Annotated in this window: 12 protein-coding genes; 7 read left to right on the top strand and 5 right to left on the bottom strand. The window is 39.6% G+C overall.

Translation table 11 applies throughout. The features are described from left to right. Nucleotides 1–99: 99 nt before the first annotated feature. Complete coding sequence (locus LBQ60_17565; GenBank protein MDR2039732.1) at nt 100–1,767, bottom strand: hypothetical protein; 1,668 nt, start codon at nt 1,765–1,767, stop codon at nt 100–102. A 148-nt stretch (nt 1,768–1,915) separates the two neighbouring features. Between LBQ60_17565 and LBQ60_17560 the strand changes: the two genes are divergently transcribed. Together LBQ60_17560 and LBQ60_17555 are read left to right on the top strand one after the other, a co-directional pair. Continuing rightward, nucleotides 1,916–2,545: a hypothetical protein gene (locus LBQ60_17560; protein MDR2039731.1), complete on the top strand. Its 630-nt coding sequence runs from the start codon at nt 1,916–1,918 to the stop codon at nt 2,543–2,545. A gap of 188 nt (nt 2,546–2,733) precedes the next feature. Further along, nucleotides 2,734–3,957 (top strand): beta-ketoacyl-[acyl-carrier-protein] synthase family protein, encoded by a 1,224-nt coding sequence (locus tag LBQ60_17555; GenBank protein MDR2039730.1) that lies wholly within the window; start codon nt 2,734–2,736, stop codon nt 3,955–3,957. Nucleotide 3,958: 1 nt separating this feature from the next. Here LBQ60_17555 and ispF read toward each other — a convergent pair whose 3' ends face one another. Further along, nucleotides 3,959–4,441, bottom strand: coding sequence for a 2-C-methyl-D-erythritol 2,4-cyclodiphosphate synthase (ispF, locus tag LBQ60_17550; GenBank protein ID MDR2039729.1), 483 nt, complete (start codon nt 4,439–4,441; stop codon nt 3,959–3,961). A 22-nt stretch (nt 4,442–4,463) separates the two neighbouring features. Next, complete coding sequence (gene porV, locus LBQ60_17545; protein ID MDR2039728.1) at nt 4,464–5,633, bottom strand: type IX secretion system outer membrane channel protein PorV; 1,170 nt, start codon at nt 5,631–5,633, stop codon at nt 4,464–4,466. Between the two features lie 322 nt (nt 5,634–5,955). On the opposite strand from porV, the gene LBQ60_17540 reads away from it, so the two are divergent. Further along, complete coding sequence (locus LBQ60_17540) at nt 5,956–6,627, top strand: CDGSH iron-sulfur domain-containing protein (GenBank protein ID MDR2039727.1); 672 nt, start codon at nt 5,956–5,958, stop codon at nt 6,625–6,627. 231 nt (nt 6,628–6,858) lie between these two features. Further along, on the top strand, nt 6,859–9,078 hold the full coding sequence (locus tag LBQ60_17535; GenBank protein ID MDR2039726.1) for a S9 family peptidase: 2,220 nt from the start codon (nt 6,859–6,861) through the stop codon (nt 9,076–9,078). Nucleotides 9,079–9,104: 26 nt separating this feature from the next. Here the strand turns inward: LBQ60_17535 and LBQ60_17530 are convergent, their stop codons facing one another. Beyond that, complete coding sequence (locus tag LBQ60_17530) at nt 9,105–10,196, bottom strand: GDP-L-fucose synthase (GenBank protein MDR2039725.1); 1,092 nt, start codon at nt 10,194–10,196, stop codon at nt 9,105–9,107. After that, complete coding sequence (gene gmd / locus LBQ60_17525) at nt 10,193–11,344, bottom strand: GDP-mannose 4,6-dehydratase (GenBank protein ID MDR2039724.1); 1,152 nt, start codon at nt 11,342–11,344, stop codon at nt 10,193–10,195. Before gmd ends, LBQ60_17530 begins: the two co-directional genes overlap by 4 nt. 458 nt (nt 11,345–11,802) lie before the next feature. Between gmd and LBQ60_17520 the strand changes: the two genes are divergently transcribed. The 3 genes from LBQ60_17520 to LBQ60_17510 all read left to right on the top strand — a co-directional run. Continuing rightward, nucleotides 11,803–12,366, top strand: coding sequence for an RNA polymerase sigma-70 factor (locus LBQ60_17520; GenBank protein ID MDR2039723.1), 564 nt, complete (start codon nt 11,803–11,805; stop codon nt 12,364–12,366). A 60-nt stretch (nt 12,367–12,426) separates the two neighbouring features. Further along, nucleotides 12,427–13,407, top strand: coding sequence for a FecR domain-containing protein (locus LBQ60_17515; protein MDR2039722.1), 981 nt, complete (start codon nt 12,427–12,429; stop codon nt 13,405–13,407). A 227-nt stretch (nt 13,408–13,634) separates the two neighbouring features. After that, on the top strand, nt 13,635–16,327 hold a 2,693-nt coding region (locus LBQ60_17510), incomplete at its 3' end, for a TonB-dependent receptor (GenBank protein MDR2039721.1).

The following is a 16,327-nucleotide window of genomic DNA, read 5'->3' as shown; positions in this document are numbered from 1 at the left end:
ATCAATAATCAATAATCAATAATCAATAATCAATAATCAATAATCAATAATCAATAATCAATAATCAATAATCAATAATCAATAATCAATAATCAATAATCAATAAAGATGAATCTCATACAACAATACGCCATGAATAGGAATAGTAGTGCGGATTTTCAAAGAACCGTTTTCCAGCGCCAGTATCCCATCAACAGGTTGCAGCATAGCGCATGACTGATAAAAAGACTGTTTATCACGGAAGGCTGTCAGATGAGAAGTGCCAGACAATGTCGGTGGTTTGATCACAAAACTACTGGATGACCATCCGAAATCCTTTTCCGTTAATCCTATCTTTTCCCAATCGGCCACCCACTCATCGAAGAAATTAGAATCATCACTAACAAGTGTCCGGATACTTTTGACTTTACGTGATTTTGTGACGAGTCCGGATACCTCGCATTCGATATCCCTTGTCCCCTTCCGGGAAAGCGAATCCGAATAGGCATAAAACAGAAGGTATAGTCTATCCTGTTCCTTATTAAATGCAGCGATGGCACCAGTCTTCTCTTCATATGAAGCCCCTACCACGGGATTCTCAACCGGAAGGCGGATCGAACCTGCCATCCGGTAAAACAGCCCTGCGGTCTGTGCCGAGACTGAAGGAATTCCTGAGCACACACCATTAGTAGTATAATCCCAATGACTAAAATAATCGATATTTTCATCCAGCATGGTGTGATACATACGGGCATCATAAGCTGCCTGCCATGTAAATCCTACGGCCCGTGGGCCAATCGGTTTGCCGTCAGTACCAGATAAGATACGTCCTTCATCGATTCCATAGAATAAATGGTCTAATCCTTCTTTTATGGCCGATGTCCTCAATATATTTATCGTCTCAGGTAACGTGCGCTTTGCAGCTACTCCCGGACGTATATCATAATAAGATGCGGCAAGAAAACAAAGGCGGGTACCTGTTTTTCCCGTACACCGGTTCTTCCCCCTTGCACAATGCGAGACCAGTTCCCTTTCATCCCATAATCCATCCGAAACGGTCATACTGTGCGCTCCCACGCACACTTGCTTGCCCAATATCTGTTCCAGGGCATCAACTGTATAATCATACAGGTAAAAATAGGCATCCCTCGTTTTTTCCGGATCATTTTCCACAGAAAACCAATCTTTGTTTTCATATTCCGTGATCACTCCAAAACGCCAGGTCCGGACACTTTCGATTCCAAATGTATCCACCAATGACTGTGTCATTGCTTTGATATAAGCATGCCACAATGTATAATCATATGGTGGACATTTATTTACTCCGAATTTCGAACTGATCTCCGGTTTTTTGGTATATTTCAATGGAACATTTCCCAGTTTAATATGGGGAATCAGTCCTTGTCTCAGTATATTTCCACATGCCCTGGTTAACGGAAAGAAATAATAATCATCTTTTATGGTAGTATCAAGAGGCGACACGAAAAGATCCCGCTGTTCATTCCCTCCGGCCGCTGTCATCAACTGAATATAGCGAACAAAAGGAAGGTGACGGGTAAAATAATCATTTGCTTCCTTCTCTATCTCCGTATGCCAGGTTTGTGAATAATCCCACATATTCATATTATCCGCTACATTCCATATCAATGGACCTTTATGAGAGAATTCAACTTTAAACTTCTGAGAATTATTGGCCTGTCCATACAGAGAATAATTCCACAATAATAAAAAAACAAATAAAACAATCCGGATAAGTGAAAAACACCCCATCAATATATATTTGGCCATCATCTCTTATTTTAATATCTGTTCGTTTTTTTGCAAAATGAAAAATAACTAACTCATAAAAATACGTACATATTTCGATAAATACCGTGAAAACAGAACGTATTTATGATCGATCTAAAAATTATCTTTGCATGTTGAACCCAAATCAATGAGAATACCATACCCAAAATTCCTTCTATTACTTCTTCTGGTAACTATTCCGGTCATATCTGCTCAATCGGTTGATAAAAGGTATCTTATATGGGTAAGTCCTTCAGAAACCAAGCAGGTGTATGGTATCATGTTCAATTTCTGGCCAAACGAAGGTATTGGCGTTCAATATCCCAGTATATATGGCGCTGAAATCAACCTGAACCCCATCGGGCTATTTGCCCCGGTTATTACACTGGTACATGCTGTTTTTGATCCGGCAACTCATCATATGGGAGATGTTGATCCGGATATTTTAGATATCAGTAAATTCAAAAAAATTAACGGAATACAGGTTGGATCTATCAATATGGAACCATCTGTGATCAACGGGCTGGACATTAATGCCACTATGAGCGCCCAGTCTAAAGTTAATGGGATCAGTATATCAGCGGTCATGAACAAACAATATATCATGAACGGAATTACTATTGCTCCGATAGCCAATCATGCCGATAAATGCAACGGGATACAAATGGGACTGGTAAACACCAGTAAAAAGCTGAAGGGCTTTCAATTCGGACTTTGGAACATAAATCAGAAAAGATCCTTACCGTTGATCAACTGGTCTTTTTCCGGCAAAAAATGAATTATTTTCCTTATTCTACATCCCAATAAAATCAAAGCTGTCTACAAATATCTATAATTAATCAGGGACTACCGGCCATATTTATTATTGTGATTTAGTCCGGTTTTCGTATTTTTGTATCAAATTGAAAAGCATTGTATTGGAGGACACAATGCTGAAGCAATATACCTTCTTATTTTTTAGCATACATGTCAGAAAAAAGAGTCGTCATTACCGGCATGGGGATATATTCTACCATAGGTAAAAATATTGAAGAAGTAACAAAATCCTTATATCAGGGTAAATCCGGGATCGGGTTTGACCCTCTCCGTAAAGAATACGGTTATCATTCCGGACTAACAGGTATGCTCGAACGGCCTGAATTAAAAGGGGAACTGGACCGGCGTGCCCGTTTAAGCCTCTCCGAACAGGCTGAATATGCTTATATAGCAACACTCGAGGCGATGAAGAACGCCCGCTTGAACGAAGAATACTGCATGAAACATGAGGTAGGTATGTTATACGGAAACGACAGCAGTGTAGAACCGATCATCCGTTCTCATGAAATCATCCGAGAAAAGAAAGACACGGCGATGGCCGGTTCAGGAGTCGTTTTTCAATCGCTCAATTCCACCGTGAGTATGAATCTATCGGTGATTTTCAAGGTACAAGGTATCAATCTAACGATATCAGGCGCTTGCGCAAGCAGTTCCCATGCGATAGGACTGGCTTATTTATTGATAAAATGGGGCGTACAGGACTGTATTATATGTGGAGGAGCCCAGGAAGTAAATCTATATTCTGTGAGCGCTTTCGATGCCTTGGATGCATTTTCCGGAAGAGAAGATGATCCTCAGAAAGCATCCCGTCCTTTTGATATCCATAGGGATGGGTTGGTACCAAGTGGCGGCGCGGCTACTGTAATCGTAGAGAGCTATGAATCAGCCATCAAACGGGGGGCGCCCATTATTGCTGAAATCATTGGATATGGTTTTTCATCCAATGGAGAACACCTGTCCACACCCAATGTTTCCGGACCAGCCTGTTCCCTGAAAAAAGCAATCAAAGAAGCCCGCATACAAGCCTCTGATATCACATATGTTAATGCCCACGCCACTTCGACCCTTATCGGTGACAGGAATGAAGCAAAAGCCATAGCCGATGTTTTTGGAGATCATACAGCATGGGTAGCATCTACAAAATCAATGACCGGACATGAAATGTGGATGGCCGGAGCCAGTGAGATCATTTATTCCACATTAATGATGCAAAATGATTTTATTGCACCGAACATTAATTTTGAAACGCCCGATGAGGAATCAGCCCGTTTAAAAATACCGGTCAAAACCATAGAGACAAAATTCGATACCTTTTTATCCAATTCGTTCGGATTCGGAGGAACCAATTCTTCCCTGATCGTAAAAAAATTATAGGTTATTCTTTGCTGATCAATACCGAAGCATATGCAGCAACTCCTTCTTCACGTCCTGTAAATCCCAGTTTTTCTGTTGTGGTAGCCTTGATCGAGATCACATCAGCAGGCAGATGCATCACCTGTGATAAAGTTTCCGTCATTTGAGGTATGTACGGCCGGATTTTAGGCATTTGCAAACATACTGTAGTATCAATATTAACAATCTGATATTTTTTTTCAGATAGCATCCGGACCGTATTCTTTAGCAATAATTTACTGTCCACCCCTTTCAATGACGGATCCGTATCGGGAAAATGCAAACCTATATCTCCCATATTAGCAGCACCCAATAATGCATCGCAAATGGCATGGATCAACACATCCGCATCCGAATGGCCGACAGTTCCCTTATGGTGGGGTATGCGAATACCGCCTAAAACAAAAGGGTGTCCGTCGACAAGCTGATGGACATCAAATCCGAAGCCGATCCTTAAATTTGTCATTATATTTCCGGAAACAAGAGCATTAAGATGTTGCTTTTTGCCCAAAGTTAAAAACCAATGAGAAGCGAAGAGTATTGGCTAAAGGATTACCGCTATATGTGGGTATCAGGTAAGAAAAATCCACTTCAAATACGTTCATCACTAGGCCCACTCCCATAGAAAAATACTTACGATTTCCTTTTGTGGGATGTTCATACATATACCCGGCACGTACGGCAAATACATTACGATAAAAATACTCCAATCCGAAACCATAGGTAATCTCCTTCATTTCCTCGGAAAAACCACCCGGAGCATCATAGAACGATTGGAACATTCCTTGTACGATCCCTACATTCGGATCTTTTCCCTCCAGAATCTCGTTACTTCCCGAGTTGCTTCTGATGGGAGGAGTAGGTACCAATAACTTATTCAGGTCGATGGCCAATGTTATTTTATTGTAGTCATCAAAATAAATACCTGCGGATCCACCAATCCTTAAATTGATAGGGATAAAGGTTTTTTCCTGTTCATTGGTATAAGACATTTTGCTCCCGATATTTGAAATATTGGCTCCTACCGCCCATTCTCCCTTTTTCCCGGCAATTTCCATTTTGGAATGATAATACATGGAAACATCCGCAGCAAATGAATTACCTGCCTTCGCTTTGGCACCTGCAGCCTGAGGTATGCCGGAAGATATGTCAGAACGTATATAACGGAAAGCCAACGCTGCGCTTAACTTATCGGAAAACCTACGGGAATAGGCAAGATCTATGGCAAACTCATTGGGGCGTCCCTCTTTCAAATAATTTGCGTTATCATCACGAAAAGTGATATTTCCCATATCAAAGTAACGCAGAGATGCTGAAAGCGTCTGGAATTTATCAATCCGCTTATAACCTGTCAGATATAACAAATTCATATCGTCTACGAGATTCCTCAACCAGGGAGAATAAGAAAGAGCTACTCCTCCCCCTTTTTCCATAAAAACAAATTTGGCAGGATTCCAGTGTTGTGAATTGACATCCGGAGTAGTGGCTACTCCCACGTCTCCCATGGCCGAAGAACGAGAATCGGGAGCTATGGTCAAAAAGGGAACAGCTGTCCGCACACTATTGATCTCATTTAATTTCACCTCTTGTTGTCCAAATAAAGGGAACGTAGTGAATAAATAATAAAGTGCAACAATACTTATATTGGATAATTTCATACAATGTAATGAATACTAAACTGCAAAAATAAAATAGTTTTACATATAAATTACTATAACGTATTTTATGTTCTTTTATTATTGAAAATACGTTGATTTGATAAAAATGTTACAAATAACCCATCCTGTAAACGTTTCATTCCGAGTGAAGACACATCTTGATCGCCGGATAAGGATACTGGTCAAAGGTAATATTTTTCGAAGAATATATATAAAAACTCATTTATATTTTGTACCTTTGGTTTTGCATCAATCAATGATGTAGGAAACGATCATATATCCACAAATTATATTTGTGATCATTAATCAAAATAAAACAGTTATGGCTACAGAAAATCAAAAAAAAATCAAGATCTTAAAGGATGGTCCCTATGAGGTATCAGGAAATGTACCATTGAGTCGTGCGCAATATGTTCCCGATACAAGAGGAAATTCTTTGCGTTATGAGAAAACAGAAAAATACGTTCCCCAGGATGAACCCTACCATTTGTGTCGTTGTGGCCACAGTAGTCACAAGCCTTATTGTGACGGATCTCATCTAAAAGGCTTTAACGGAACAGAAACAGCCAGTCACAAGAAATATGATGATATGGCAGACTATATTGAAGGAAAACAGTTGGACCTGATGGATGCCAGGGAATTATGCGCCGCAGCGCGTTTTTGTGATACAAGCGGTGGAACCTGGGACCTGGTGGTCAATTCGGAATCCACTGAAGGAAAAGAAATTGCTGTTTACCAATGTGAAAATTGCCCCAGCGGTCGTTTGACAGCAGTTGAAAAAAACGGAAAAAAAATAGAGCCTAAACTGCCACAGGAAATAAATGTCATTGAGGATGTGGCTGCCCAAATACATGGACCACTTTGGGTAAAGGGTGGAATTGAAATCACCGATGCCAACGGAAAACCTTATCCTGTTCGTAATCGTGTTACTTTGTGCCGTTGCGGAAAATCGAGAAACAAACCATTCTGTGACGGACATCATATGGAAAGATAATTATTAGTTTGATTCCTAAAAAAGACATTCGGAAGAATGTCTTTTTTATTTTCTAATAACTACATACAATAATTTTTAGTAATTCCGAAAATAACTATCTTTAAAATGTAAAAAAATAATTACATCTTAAGTGATATTAAGCACTCAGTGCTATTTATTATTTTCTTAAGTCACATTGATCAAATGGATTACATTCATAAAATATAACATTAATTGTTTTATATTACTTAAATGATACGAATATCTATTTTCTTTTTATTTCTCTCTGCTTTTACTTATGGCCAGGGAATAGATAGTCTTTATAAAAAAGCTGATTCTTTCCGGAATGATTATGCCGCAAAATATTATTATGGGATATCAGATATCCAGACTATTAACAATACCCATTGTTTCTGGTATGCAACGCCTACACCCAAAGGCACCGAATTCTTTGTCATTGATGGAGATAAAAAAGAAGTATCTCCTGCCTTTGACCAACAAAAACTGGCTCTATCCCTAACCCAATTAACAGGAAAGAATATCGATCCGTTCCGGTTACCTTTCAGGCTCATACAATATGTCCCCACCAGGGACTCTATTTCCTTTATTATTGACCATCAAAACTATACTTGTAGTTTGGATGATTATGTCATTAAGAAAGGAAAAAAGCAGGATCCACATCAAAACAGATACTGGGGAGGAATCTTTAAAGAAAACAGAAAAGACCGGGTAAAGTCACCTGATGGAAAAAAAGAAGCCTACATTTCGGAAGGAAACCTCTGGGTAACAGATCTGGCAACAAAAACAAACAAAAAAGTCAGTCATGACGGATCCGAATTTGAATATTACTCTTCAAACATCTATTGGTCACCGGATTCCCGAAAGATCGTCTGTTGTAAATACCGCCCTGTTAATCATCGAAAAATAACACTGGTATCTTCCTCTCCCAAAGATCAGCTCCAGCCGAAAACGCTGGAATATGATTATCCGAAGCCAGGAGATGCTTTACCTATAAGACGCCCTGTATTGTTCATATTGGATGAAGAAAAGCGTATTGAATTTGCTATACCTGAAGTGGAAAAACAGTACGATTTGAGCGGCATTCAATGGAATAAAAGCAGCGAATTCTTCAGGTTCAATTTTAACCGGCGCGGACATCAGCAATATATCGTATATGCCGGATATGTGAATACCGGTAAATTACATACGGTAGTCAGGGAGGAAAGTCCTACTTTTATTCAATACGGAAGGTTGTACCAACACTGGCTGGAAGATGAAAAAGAACTGCTCTGGATATCTGAAAGAGATGGCTGGCGTCATTTGTACCTGTATGATGTTGCAGCGGGAAAGGTAAAAAAACAACTGACTAAAGGGGAATGGGTCGTTAAATCCGTCATACGTGTTGATGAAAAAAAACGAACGCTGATATTTAAAGCATGCGGAAAAGATAAAGGAGAAGATCCCTATCTGGAAAAGTACTATTCGATGAATATGGATCATGGAAAAATCATTCCTTTGACTCCTGAAAATGCCAACCATCAGGTAACTTTTTCTTCGGATTATTCGTGCATGGTGGATCAATTTTCACGTGTTGATCTTCCTCCAACTATTGTTCTACGCTCTGCTATAGACGGGACAATAATAGTAAAACCCGAACAGCAACCGGATATTTCTGAAGCGGTAAAGAAAGGCTGGCAGATGCCCGAAGTATTTTCTGCCAAAGGAAGGGACGGAAAAACGGATATCTGGGGAGTCATCATTCGTCCTTCGGATTTTGATCCCAGTAAAAAATACCCTGTAATAGAATATATTTATGCCGGACCGCATGATTCCCATGTTCCAAAATCATTTGCCATGAACTACTGGCCCAGCCAACTGGCAGAACTTGGATTTATAGGAGTAATGATTGACGGAATGGGAACGGCTAACCGTTCAAAGGCATTCCATGATGTCTGCTGGCAAAACCTGAAAGACGCCGGATTTCCGGATCGCATAGCATGGATGAAAGCAGCAGCCGGCAAATATCCTGAAATGGATCTTGACCGTGTCGGTATCTTTGGCAGTTCTGCCGGCGGTCAAAGCGCTATGGGAGCATTATTGTTCCATCCTGATTTTTATAAGGTTGCTGTGGCATCATGTGGATGCCATGACAACAGAATGGACAAGATATGGTGGAATGAACAATGGATGGGATATCCTATTGGAAAAGAATATGAAGAATCGTCTAATGTAGTGAATGCCCATTTACTGAAAGGAAAACTAATGTTGATACTGGGAGAATTGGACAATAATGTAGATCCGTCCAGCACATTACAGGTAGTAGATGAACTGATCAAGCACAATAAGGAATTTGAATTTGTGATGTTGCCCGGGGAAGGACATACGATGGGAGGAAGTTACGGAGAACGGAAACGACGGGACTTTTTTGTCCGCCATCTGCTGGGAATATCATCTCCCGAATGGAACCAGTAACCCCTCCTCTTCTTCAGGAAATGAGGTTATTCATTTACATACCAATTGAACAAACGTTTTACCCCTTCTTCGATTTGTATTTTATGTTTCCATCCAAGGGAATGCAACTTTTTCACATCGGTTAGTTTTCTCATGGTACCATCCGGTTTTTGGGTATTGAACCACAATTCACCCTCGAAACCGATCTCTTTCTTTACCAGGAATGCCAGATCTTTAATAGATATCTCCTCCCCTGTACCTATATTAATATGTGTATTACGTATTTCCTTAGGGTTAATGCCGGCAACTACATCCGAAAAACTTACTTTTTCCATGATAAAAGTGGTCGCATCTGCCATTTCTTCACTCCAGAGGAATTCTCTTTTGGGGTTACCTGACCCCCACATTTCGATCCGGACCTTACCATCTTTCTGAGCAATACCATATTTTTCAAGTATTTTTAATATGGATTCTTTGTCGGAAAGATGATCCACCTGTTCAATAGGACGCTTTTGCAAATCGAGGAAAACAGCATCCCAATCCCCTTTTTCAATACATCTTCCCAAATATATTTTTCTCAATATGGCAGGAAGCACATGGGATGTTTCCAGGTTAAAATTATCATTTGGCCCATACAGATTGGTGGGCATGATGGAGATAAAATTCGTACCATATTGAATATTATAGCTTTCACACATCTTTATCCCGGCTATTTTCGCTATGGCATAAGGTTCATTAGTATACTCCAGCGGGCCTGTTAATAATTCTGTTTCTTCGATCGGCTGCACTGCTTCCCTGGGATAAATACACGTACTGCCCAGAAAAACCAGTTTCTTCACCTGGTTTAAATAGGATTGATGAATAATATGGTTTTGAATCATCAGGTTTTCATATATGAATTGTGCCCTATAGGTATTATTGGCAACAATCCCCCCTACTTTAGCCGCTGCAAGTATTACATATTCAGGTTTTTCTGAAGAAAAAAAATCTGCAACAGCATTCTGGTCCGTTAAGTCCAGTTCCTCTTTGGTCCTAAGCACGAAATTTGAAAATCCCTTCGCCTCCAGATTTTTTAGAATAGCCGAACCCACCAGTCCTTTGTGTCCGGCAATATATATTTTAGCTCTTCTGTCTATCATTCAAAGTAGTTCAAAATTTTATAGCCTCCTTCTTTCAAATAATTCTCTTTTCTCATCAGGTTCAGATCCGATGTTATCATATCGCTGCACAAATGTTCGAGATCGTATTTAGGTTCCCAACCCAGTTTCTCCCGGGCTTTTGTATTATCTCCCACAAGGATATCCACCTCAGTAGGTCTGAAATAAGAAGGGTCGATCTTGACTACCGTACTACCTACCCGTTTTTGAAAGTTATCTAAATAAGGCGCCCCCACTTTTTCTTTAAAAGTATCGGAATCAATTCCTGATATAAATCCATATTCGTCGATTCCTTCATTTTTAAATTCGACATCCACACCGACTTCCCGGAAAGCCATGATAATAAAATCCCTGATAGATGTTGTCACTCCTGTTGAGATGACATAATCATCGGGCTTATCCTGTTGCAAAATCAGGTACATGGCTTTAATATAGTCTTTGGCATGTCCCCAATCCCTCTTGCTGGATAAATTCCCCATAAATACTTTTTCCTGAAGACCCAATACAATGCGGGATACAGCCCTTGTGATTTTCCGGGTAACAAAAGTTTCTCCCCTCAGAGGTGATTCATGATTGAATAAAATACCATTACTGGCATGCATCCCATATGCTTCCCTATAATTGACAGTGATCCAGTAGGCATAAAGCTTGGCCACAGCATAAGGACTTCTCGGATAAAAAGGAGTCGTTTCTTTCTGTGGAATTTCCTGAACCAATCCGTACAATTCGGATGTCGATGCCTGGTAAATTCGTGTTTTATTGGTGAGATTCAACAAACGAACCGCTTCCAAAATCCTTAAAGTTCCGATACCGTCAGCATTGGCCGTATATTCAGGAGTATCGAAACTCACTTTAACATGACTCATAGCAGCCAGATTATAAATCTCATCCGGCTTGATATCTCCGATAATGCGGGTAAGATTCATACTATCGGTTAAATCTCCGTAATGGAGGATTAAATTACGGTTTTCGATATGAGGGTCCTGGTACAAATGGTCGATCCTTTCCGTATTAAACAAAGAAGACCGTCTTTTTATACCATGAATGGTGTAACCTTTTTTTACTAAAAATTCTGATAAATATGCGCCGTCCTGGCCGGTGACACCGGTGATTAATGCTACTTTTGACATATGGATTGTTTCAATAAATTTGATGCAAATATAGGAAATCTACTTTTATCTGTTTACCTGTTTTTACTTTACATATTACGGTTCTGATTTTAAAAAGTTTCACAACAGAACAATAACTTCAATTATCCGGTTAATTGCATGAACAGATCAAATGTAACCGACTTTAAATCCAAAAATTGATAATTAGCAATTTAATTTTTATTTTTACAAAATATAGCGAAAGGTGAGAGCAATTGTAGAAAGCTTGCTTTCTAAAGATTGCCGAACCGCATCCTATATTCTATAAATATAGTGAAAGGAGAATGCAATCGTGTGAACTTGTTCCTGAAGGTTGTCGAACCGCATCCTATATTCTACAAATATAGTGAAAACCGAGGGCAGAGTGTCGAACTTGTTCGTAAACTTTGCCGAGGTGCATCCTATATTCTACAAATGTAATAAAGGCTTTTTCTTTATAAATGGGAATATCATCGGCTTTGTTGGAGCAGTTTAAGGAGGGAGACAAGAAAGCTTTCGAAGATATCTATGTACATCATTCTAAAAAAGTATACCGTTTTGCCAAACGATATATGAAGCATCATGAAGATGCCGAAGAAATTGTACAGGAGGTATTCATTCGTCTTTGGGAAGCAAGGGAATCCATCAATCCTGAAATGAATTTTGATAATTACCTTTTTACTATTACACGAAACTTGATTTTCAATCAACACAGGAAAAAAGTCAATGAGTCATATTTCCAAACTTTTGTTTTGGCCAGTTTCGAAGAAAATGAAAATCAACTACTTGAAGATGAAATATCTACTCAGGACCTTTCTCGATATATTGATGAAATAGTTAATAAACTGCCTCCGAAACAACAGGAAGTTTTTATGTTAAGCCGGAAACAGATGTTGACCTACAAAGAAATATCAGCTCAATTGAATATTTCTGAAAAAACGGTTGAAGCGCATATTTACCAGGTTTTAAAAACCATCCGGAAATATTTAATCAGGGGGATTACATTTTTTTTATTTTTTTTCTAAGGGATCAATCATTTTTATGTGTATACTTTATACATGTAATTCATTTCATGTACTAAAAATATGATGAAATCATTTTTGTCGAAAAATACAATTATTCGTTTTCTTTCCGGAAAAATGCCATATGAGGAAGAACAAAAGTTTCTGGATCAGGAACCGGTGGTGAATCGCATGGAGCAGCAGTGGAACGACCAGAAGGAAGACATTGGTGATTTTGAACAACAAAAGGTCTGGAAAAAGATAACTGCCAGGATATATCCAAATCCACGTAAAGGCAAAGTACGGACAATGATGATCAGGATATCTGCTGCTGCGTGTATTATTCTCCTGGCCGGTTTAGGATATTATCGCTATCAAATGGGAAAAGATAGTACATCACAGCTAAAATTCATAATTGCCGAAACATCATACGAAGAACGACGACAGGTCATTTTACCCGATTCATCGATCGTTTGGCTCAATGCCGGCAGCCGTATCGAGTATCCTGAAGAATTTTTAACGGGAACCCGGCAGGTCCGGCTGAGCGGTGAAGCTTATTTTGATGTGAAACAGAATAAAAAGCAACCATTCACCGTCACTACCGAAAAGTTACAGGTGCATGTACTGGGGACACAATTTGTAGTGAGCGATTACTCTGAAGACACAATGACAGAAACAGTACTGGTGGATGGAAAAGTAGCAGTTAATATCAATAAAGATAGTTCCGGCCGTTTATTTGAATTATCTCCTGATGAAAGCCTGACATTTGATGAAACCAAACACTCTACCAACATAAGGAAAATAAACGCTTTACAGCATTGCCAATGGATCACCGGCCGTTTATATTTTGATAATGTTGAATTGGGTGATATTATTAAACAATTGGAACGTTGGTATGGGAAAAAAGTCAGCTGCCCGGAAAACTTAGGGAAATATTACCGGCTGACATTAACTATAAGTGACGAAAGCTGGGAAACGATCATACAACTGATGCAAAGCGCAGCGCCAATAAAATTCAGGAAAACCGGTAACAATAGTTTTAAAATATATGGATCAAACAATTAAAATTAACCTTTAAAATCGATAAAATGCCTATGAAATAGTGAAATGAATCATTAATTTAATGAGAAAGAGCGACAAGTGGTTCCAGCACTCACCGCTCTCCTGCAATAATATTTATAGTAAATGCCCCTCCATGCAATAAGGAAAAAGGGCAAATAACAAAAATCAAATATATGAAAAAAATTAGAGCTAAAAAAACTTTTGAGGATTGTTTTAGAATTTTACGAATTATGAAAATCAGTGTACTGTTCCTTTTTGTTACTTTAATGCAACTTTCTGCATCCGGTCAGGCACACAATAAAAAGATAAGCATACGGATACAGGATATATCTATCAAGGAATTATTAAAAGCCATCGAATCCCAAAGTGAAGTGATGTTTTTCTACAATGATACCCAGATAGATGTACAACAAAAAGTAAACGGAGAGTTTCAGAATACATCCATTACTGATATATTGGATCAGGTATTAGAAGATAAAGGTATCAATTACCGTATGCATGAAAAACAGGTCCTCCTGTACAAAGAAGAACGAACAAATGTCGCCAGATTACAACAAGGAATCAGGATCACCGGTACCGTTTCTGATGAATCCGGGGATCTATTACCCGGGGTAAATGTGATCATTCGCGGATCGACAGTAGGTACCAATACAGACGGGAATGGTGAATTTTCCATCACAGTACCCAGTGATACATCTGTTCTACAATTTAGTTTTATGGGTTATCAAATGATGGAAACTACGGTGGGTAACAGGCGTATTATAGCTGTAGTTTTACAGGAAGAATTTTCTGAAATAGAAGAAGTAGTAGTCGTGGCTTTCGGAAAGCAGAAAAAGGAAAGCGTGATCGGGTCTGTCAGCACCATTAATCCGGCCGAACTGAAAGTACCTTCAAGTAACCTTACTACTGCTTTAGCCGGGAATATGGCTGGAATTATCGCCTACCAGCGAAGCGGCGAACCGGGACAGGACAATGCCGATTTCTTTGTTCGCGGAATCACTACTTTCGGGACTAATACTAATCCCTTGATTCTGATTGACGGTATAGAATTGACCACGACGGATTTGGCCCGTTTACAGCCCGATGATATTGCCAGTTTTTCTGTAATGAAAGATGCTACAGCCACCGCCTTATACGGTGCACGTGGGGCCAATGGGGTTATTTTGGTAACCACCAAGCAAGGTAGTGTCGGGCCGGCAAAAATATCTTTACGGGTTGAAAATTCACTGTCGATGCCAACAAGAAATGTTAAATTAGCAGACCCTGTTACATTTATGAGATTAAGCAATGAAGCGGTATTGACCCGTGATCCGTTAGGAGAACTGCCTTATGCTGAAGAAAAAATAGAAAGTACGGCTCTTGGTCTCAACCCGTTACGTTATCCGGCCAATGACTGGATGAATATGCTACTGAAAGATTACAGTATGAACCAACGGGCTAATCTGAGCGTTTCAGGTGGAGGGGGAGTTGCCCGTTATTATGTTGCAGCCTCGTTCAGCAAAGACAATGGTATATTGAAAGTAGACAAAAGAAACAACTTCAATAGCAATATAGATAACAAGACATACACCATGCGTGCCAATGTGAATATCGACCTCACAAAAACCACAGAACTGGCAGTTCGTTTAAGCGGTGCTTTTGACGACTACAGTGGTCCTATAAATGGAGGAACAGAGACTTATTACCAGATCATGCACACTAATCCCGTCATGTTTCCTGCCTATTATCCTGTGACACCTGAATATTCACATGTCGGACATATCATGTTCGGAAATCCAGATCCCGACAGGTATACGAACCCTTATGCGGAAATGGTTAAGGGGTATAAGGACAGGTCTCGTTCCCAATTACTTGCACAAATGGAACTTAAACAAGAACTTGATTTTTTGACAGAAGGACTTTCTGTCAGAGGTATGTTGAATATTTCCCGTCTGGCACAGTTTTCCGTAAGTCGTTATTATAACCCTTATTATTATGATATCACCAGTTATGATTATGCTACAGGAAAATATACGCTGACTCAAACCAATGAAGGGAAAGGAACGGAATACCTGGGATATAGTGAAAATCCTAATGATCGGGTGATTAATTCTACCTTTTATTTTGAAGGGATGGCCAACTATACCCGTACTTTCAGTGAAAAACATAGTGTGAGCGGATTAGTGGTATTTATGGCAAGACAGACATTGAATGCCCAAACCGGTTCTTTACAACAATCTTTACCTGCCCGTAACCTGGGATTGTCAGGACGTGTCACTTATTCATACGATAGCCGTTATTTTGCCGAATTCAACTTCGGTTATAACGGTTCCGAACGATTCCATACCAGTCAACGTTTCGGTTTTTTCCCATCCGCCGGTCTTGCGTGGAATGTATCTAATGAGGATTTCTGGCAATCTATCAAACCGGTAGTATCCAACCTGAAATTACGTTATTCATATGGTTTGGTAGGTAATGACCAGATCGGCACTGCTGCCGATCGTTTCTTCTACTTATCGGAGATGAATATGAACGATGGAGGCAAAGCAGCCACATTCGGATCTGATTTTACCACACGAAAAAATGGGATGACGATAAGTAGATATGCCAATAATAATATTACCTGGGAAAAATCTACAAAACAAAATTTTGCGGTAGAATTGGGAATGTGGGATAAACTGACGGTGATTGCTGAATATTTTACGGAATCTCGTAGTAATATATTGATGGATCGTGCCTATATACCTACTACTATGGGGTTGTCCGCGACGGTTAAAGCCAATTTAGGAGAAGCATCCGGAAAAGGAACAGACATAAGCCTGGAATACCAGCAAAACTGGACAAAGGATTTCTGGACATCGGCCAGGGCGAATTTCACCTATGCTACCAGTAAGTATGAGGTATACGAAGAAGCGCAATACGATGAACCCTGGCGTTCCAACGT

It is taken from the genome of Bacteroidales bacterium (assembly GCA_031275285.1).
Taxonomy (GTDB): domain Bacteria; phylum Bacteroidota; class Bacteroidia; order Bacteroidales; family UBA4181; genus JAIRLS01.
The sequence above is the reverse complement of the archived record's forward strand: the minus strand, read 5'-3'. Positions and strand labels throughout refer to the sequence as shown.

What these genes read in the sequence shown, in the direction of transcription:
- LBQ60_17565 (MDR2039732.1), bottom strand. Translation starts at nt 1,767, where the DNA reads ATGGCCAAATATATATTGATGGGGTGTTTTTCACTTATCCGGATTGTT.
- LBQ60_17560 (MDR2039731.1), top strand. Translation starts at nt 1,916, where the DNA reads ATGAGAATACCATACCCAAAATTCCTTCTATTACTTCTTCTGGTAACT.
- LBQ60_17555 (MDR2039730.1), top strand. Translation starts at nt 2,734, where the DNA reads ATGTCAGAAAAAAGAGTCGTCATTACCGGCATGGGGATATATTCTACC.
- ispF (MDR2039729.1), bottom strand. Translation starts at nt 4,441, where the DNA reads ATGACAAATTTAAGGATCGGCTTCGGATTTGATGTCCATCAGCTTGTC.
- porV (MDR2039728.1), bottom strand. Translation starts at nt 5,633, where the DNA reads ATGAAATTATCCAATATAAGTATTGTTGCACTTTATTATTTATTCACT.
- LBQ60_17540 (MDR2039727.1), top strand. Translation starts at nt 5,956, where the DNA reads ATGGCTACAGAAAATCAAAAAAAAATCAAGATCTTAAAGGATGGTCCC.
- LBQ60_17535 (MDR2039726.1), top strand. Translation starts at nt 6,859, where the DNA reads ATGATACGAATATCTATTTTCTTTTTATTTCTCTCTGCTTTTACTTAT.
- LBQ60_17530 (MDR2039725.1), bottom strand. Translation starts at nt 10,196, where the DNA reads ATGATAGACAGAAGAGCTAAAATATATATTGCCGGACACAAAGGACTG.
- gmd (MDR2039724.1), bottom strand. Translation starts at nt 11,344, where the DNA reads ATGTCAAAAGTAGCATTAATCACCGGTGTCACCGGCCAGGACGGCGCA.
- LBQ60_17520 (MDR2039723.1), top strand. Translation starts at nt 11,803, where the DNA reads ATGGGAATATCATCGGCTTTGTTGGAGCAGTTTAAGGAGGGAGACAAG.
- LBQ60_17515 (MDR2039722.1), top strand. Translation starts at nt 12,427, where the DNA reads ATGATGAAATCATTTTTGTCGAAAAATACAATTATTCGTTTTCTTTCC.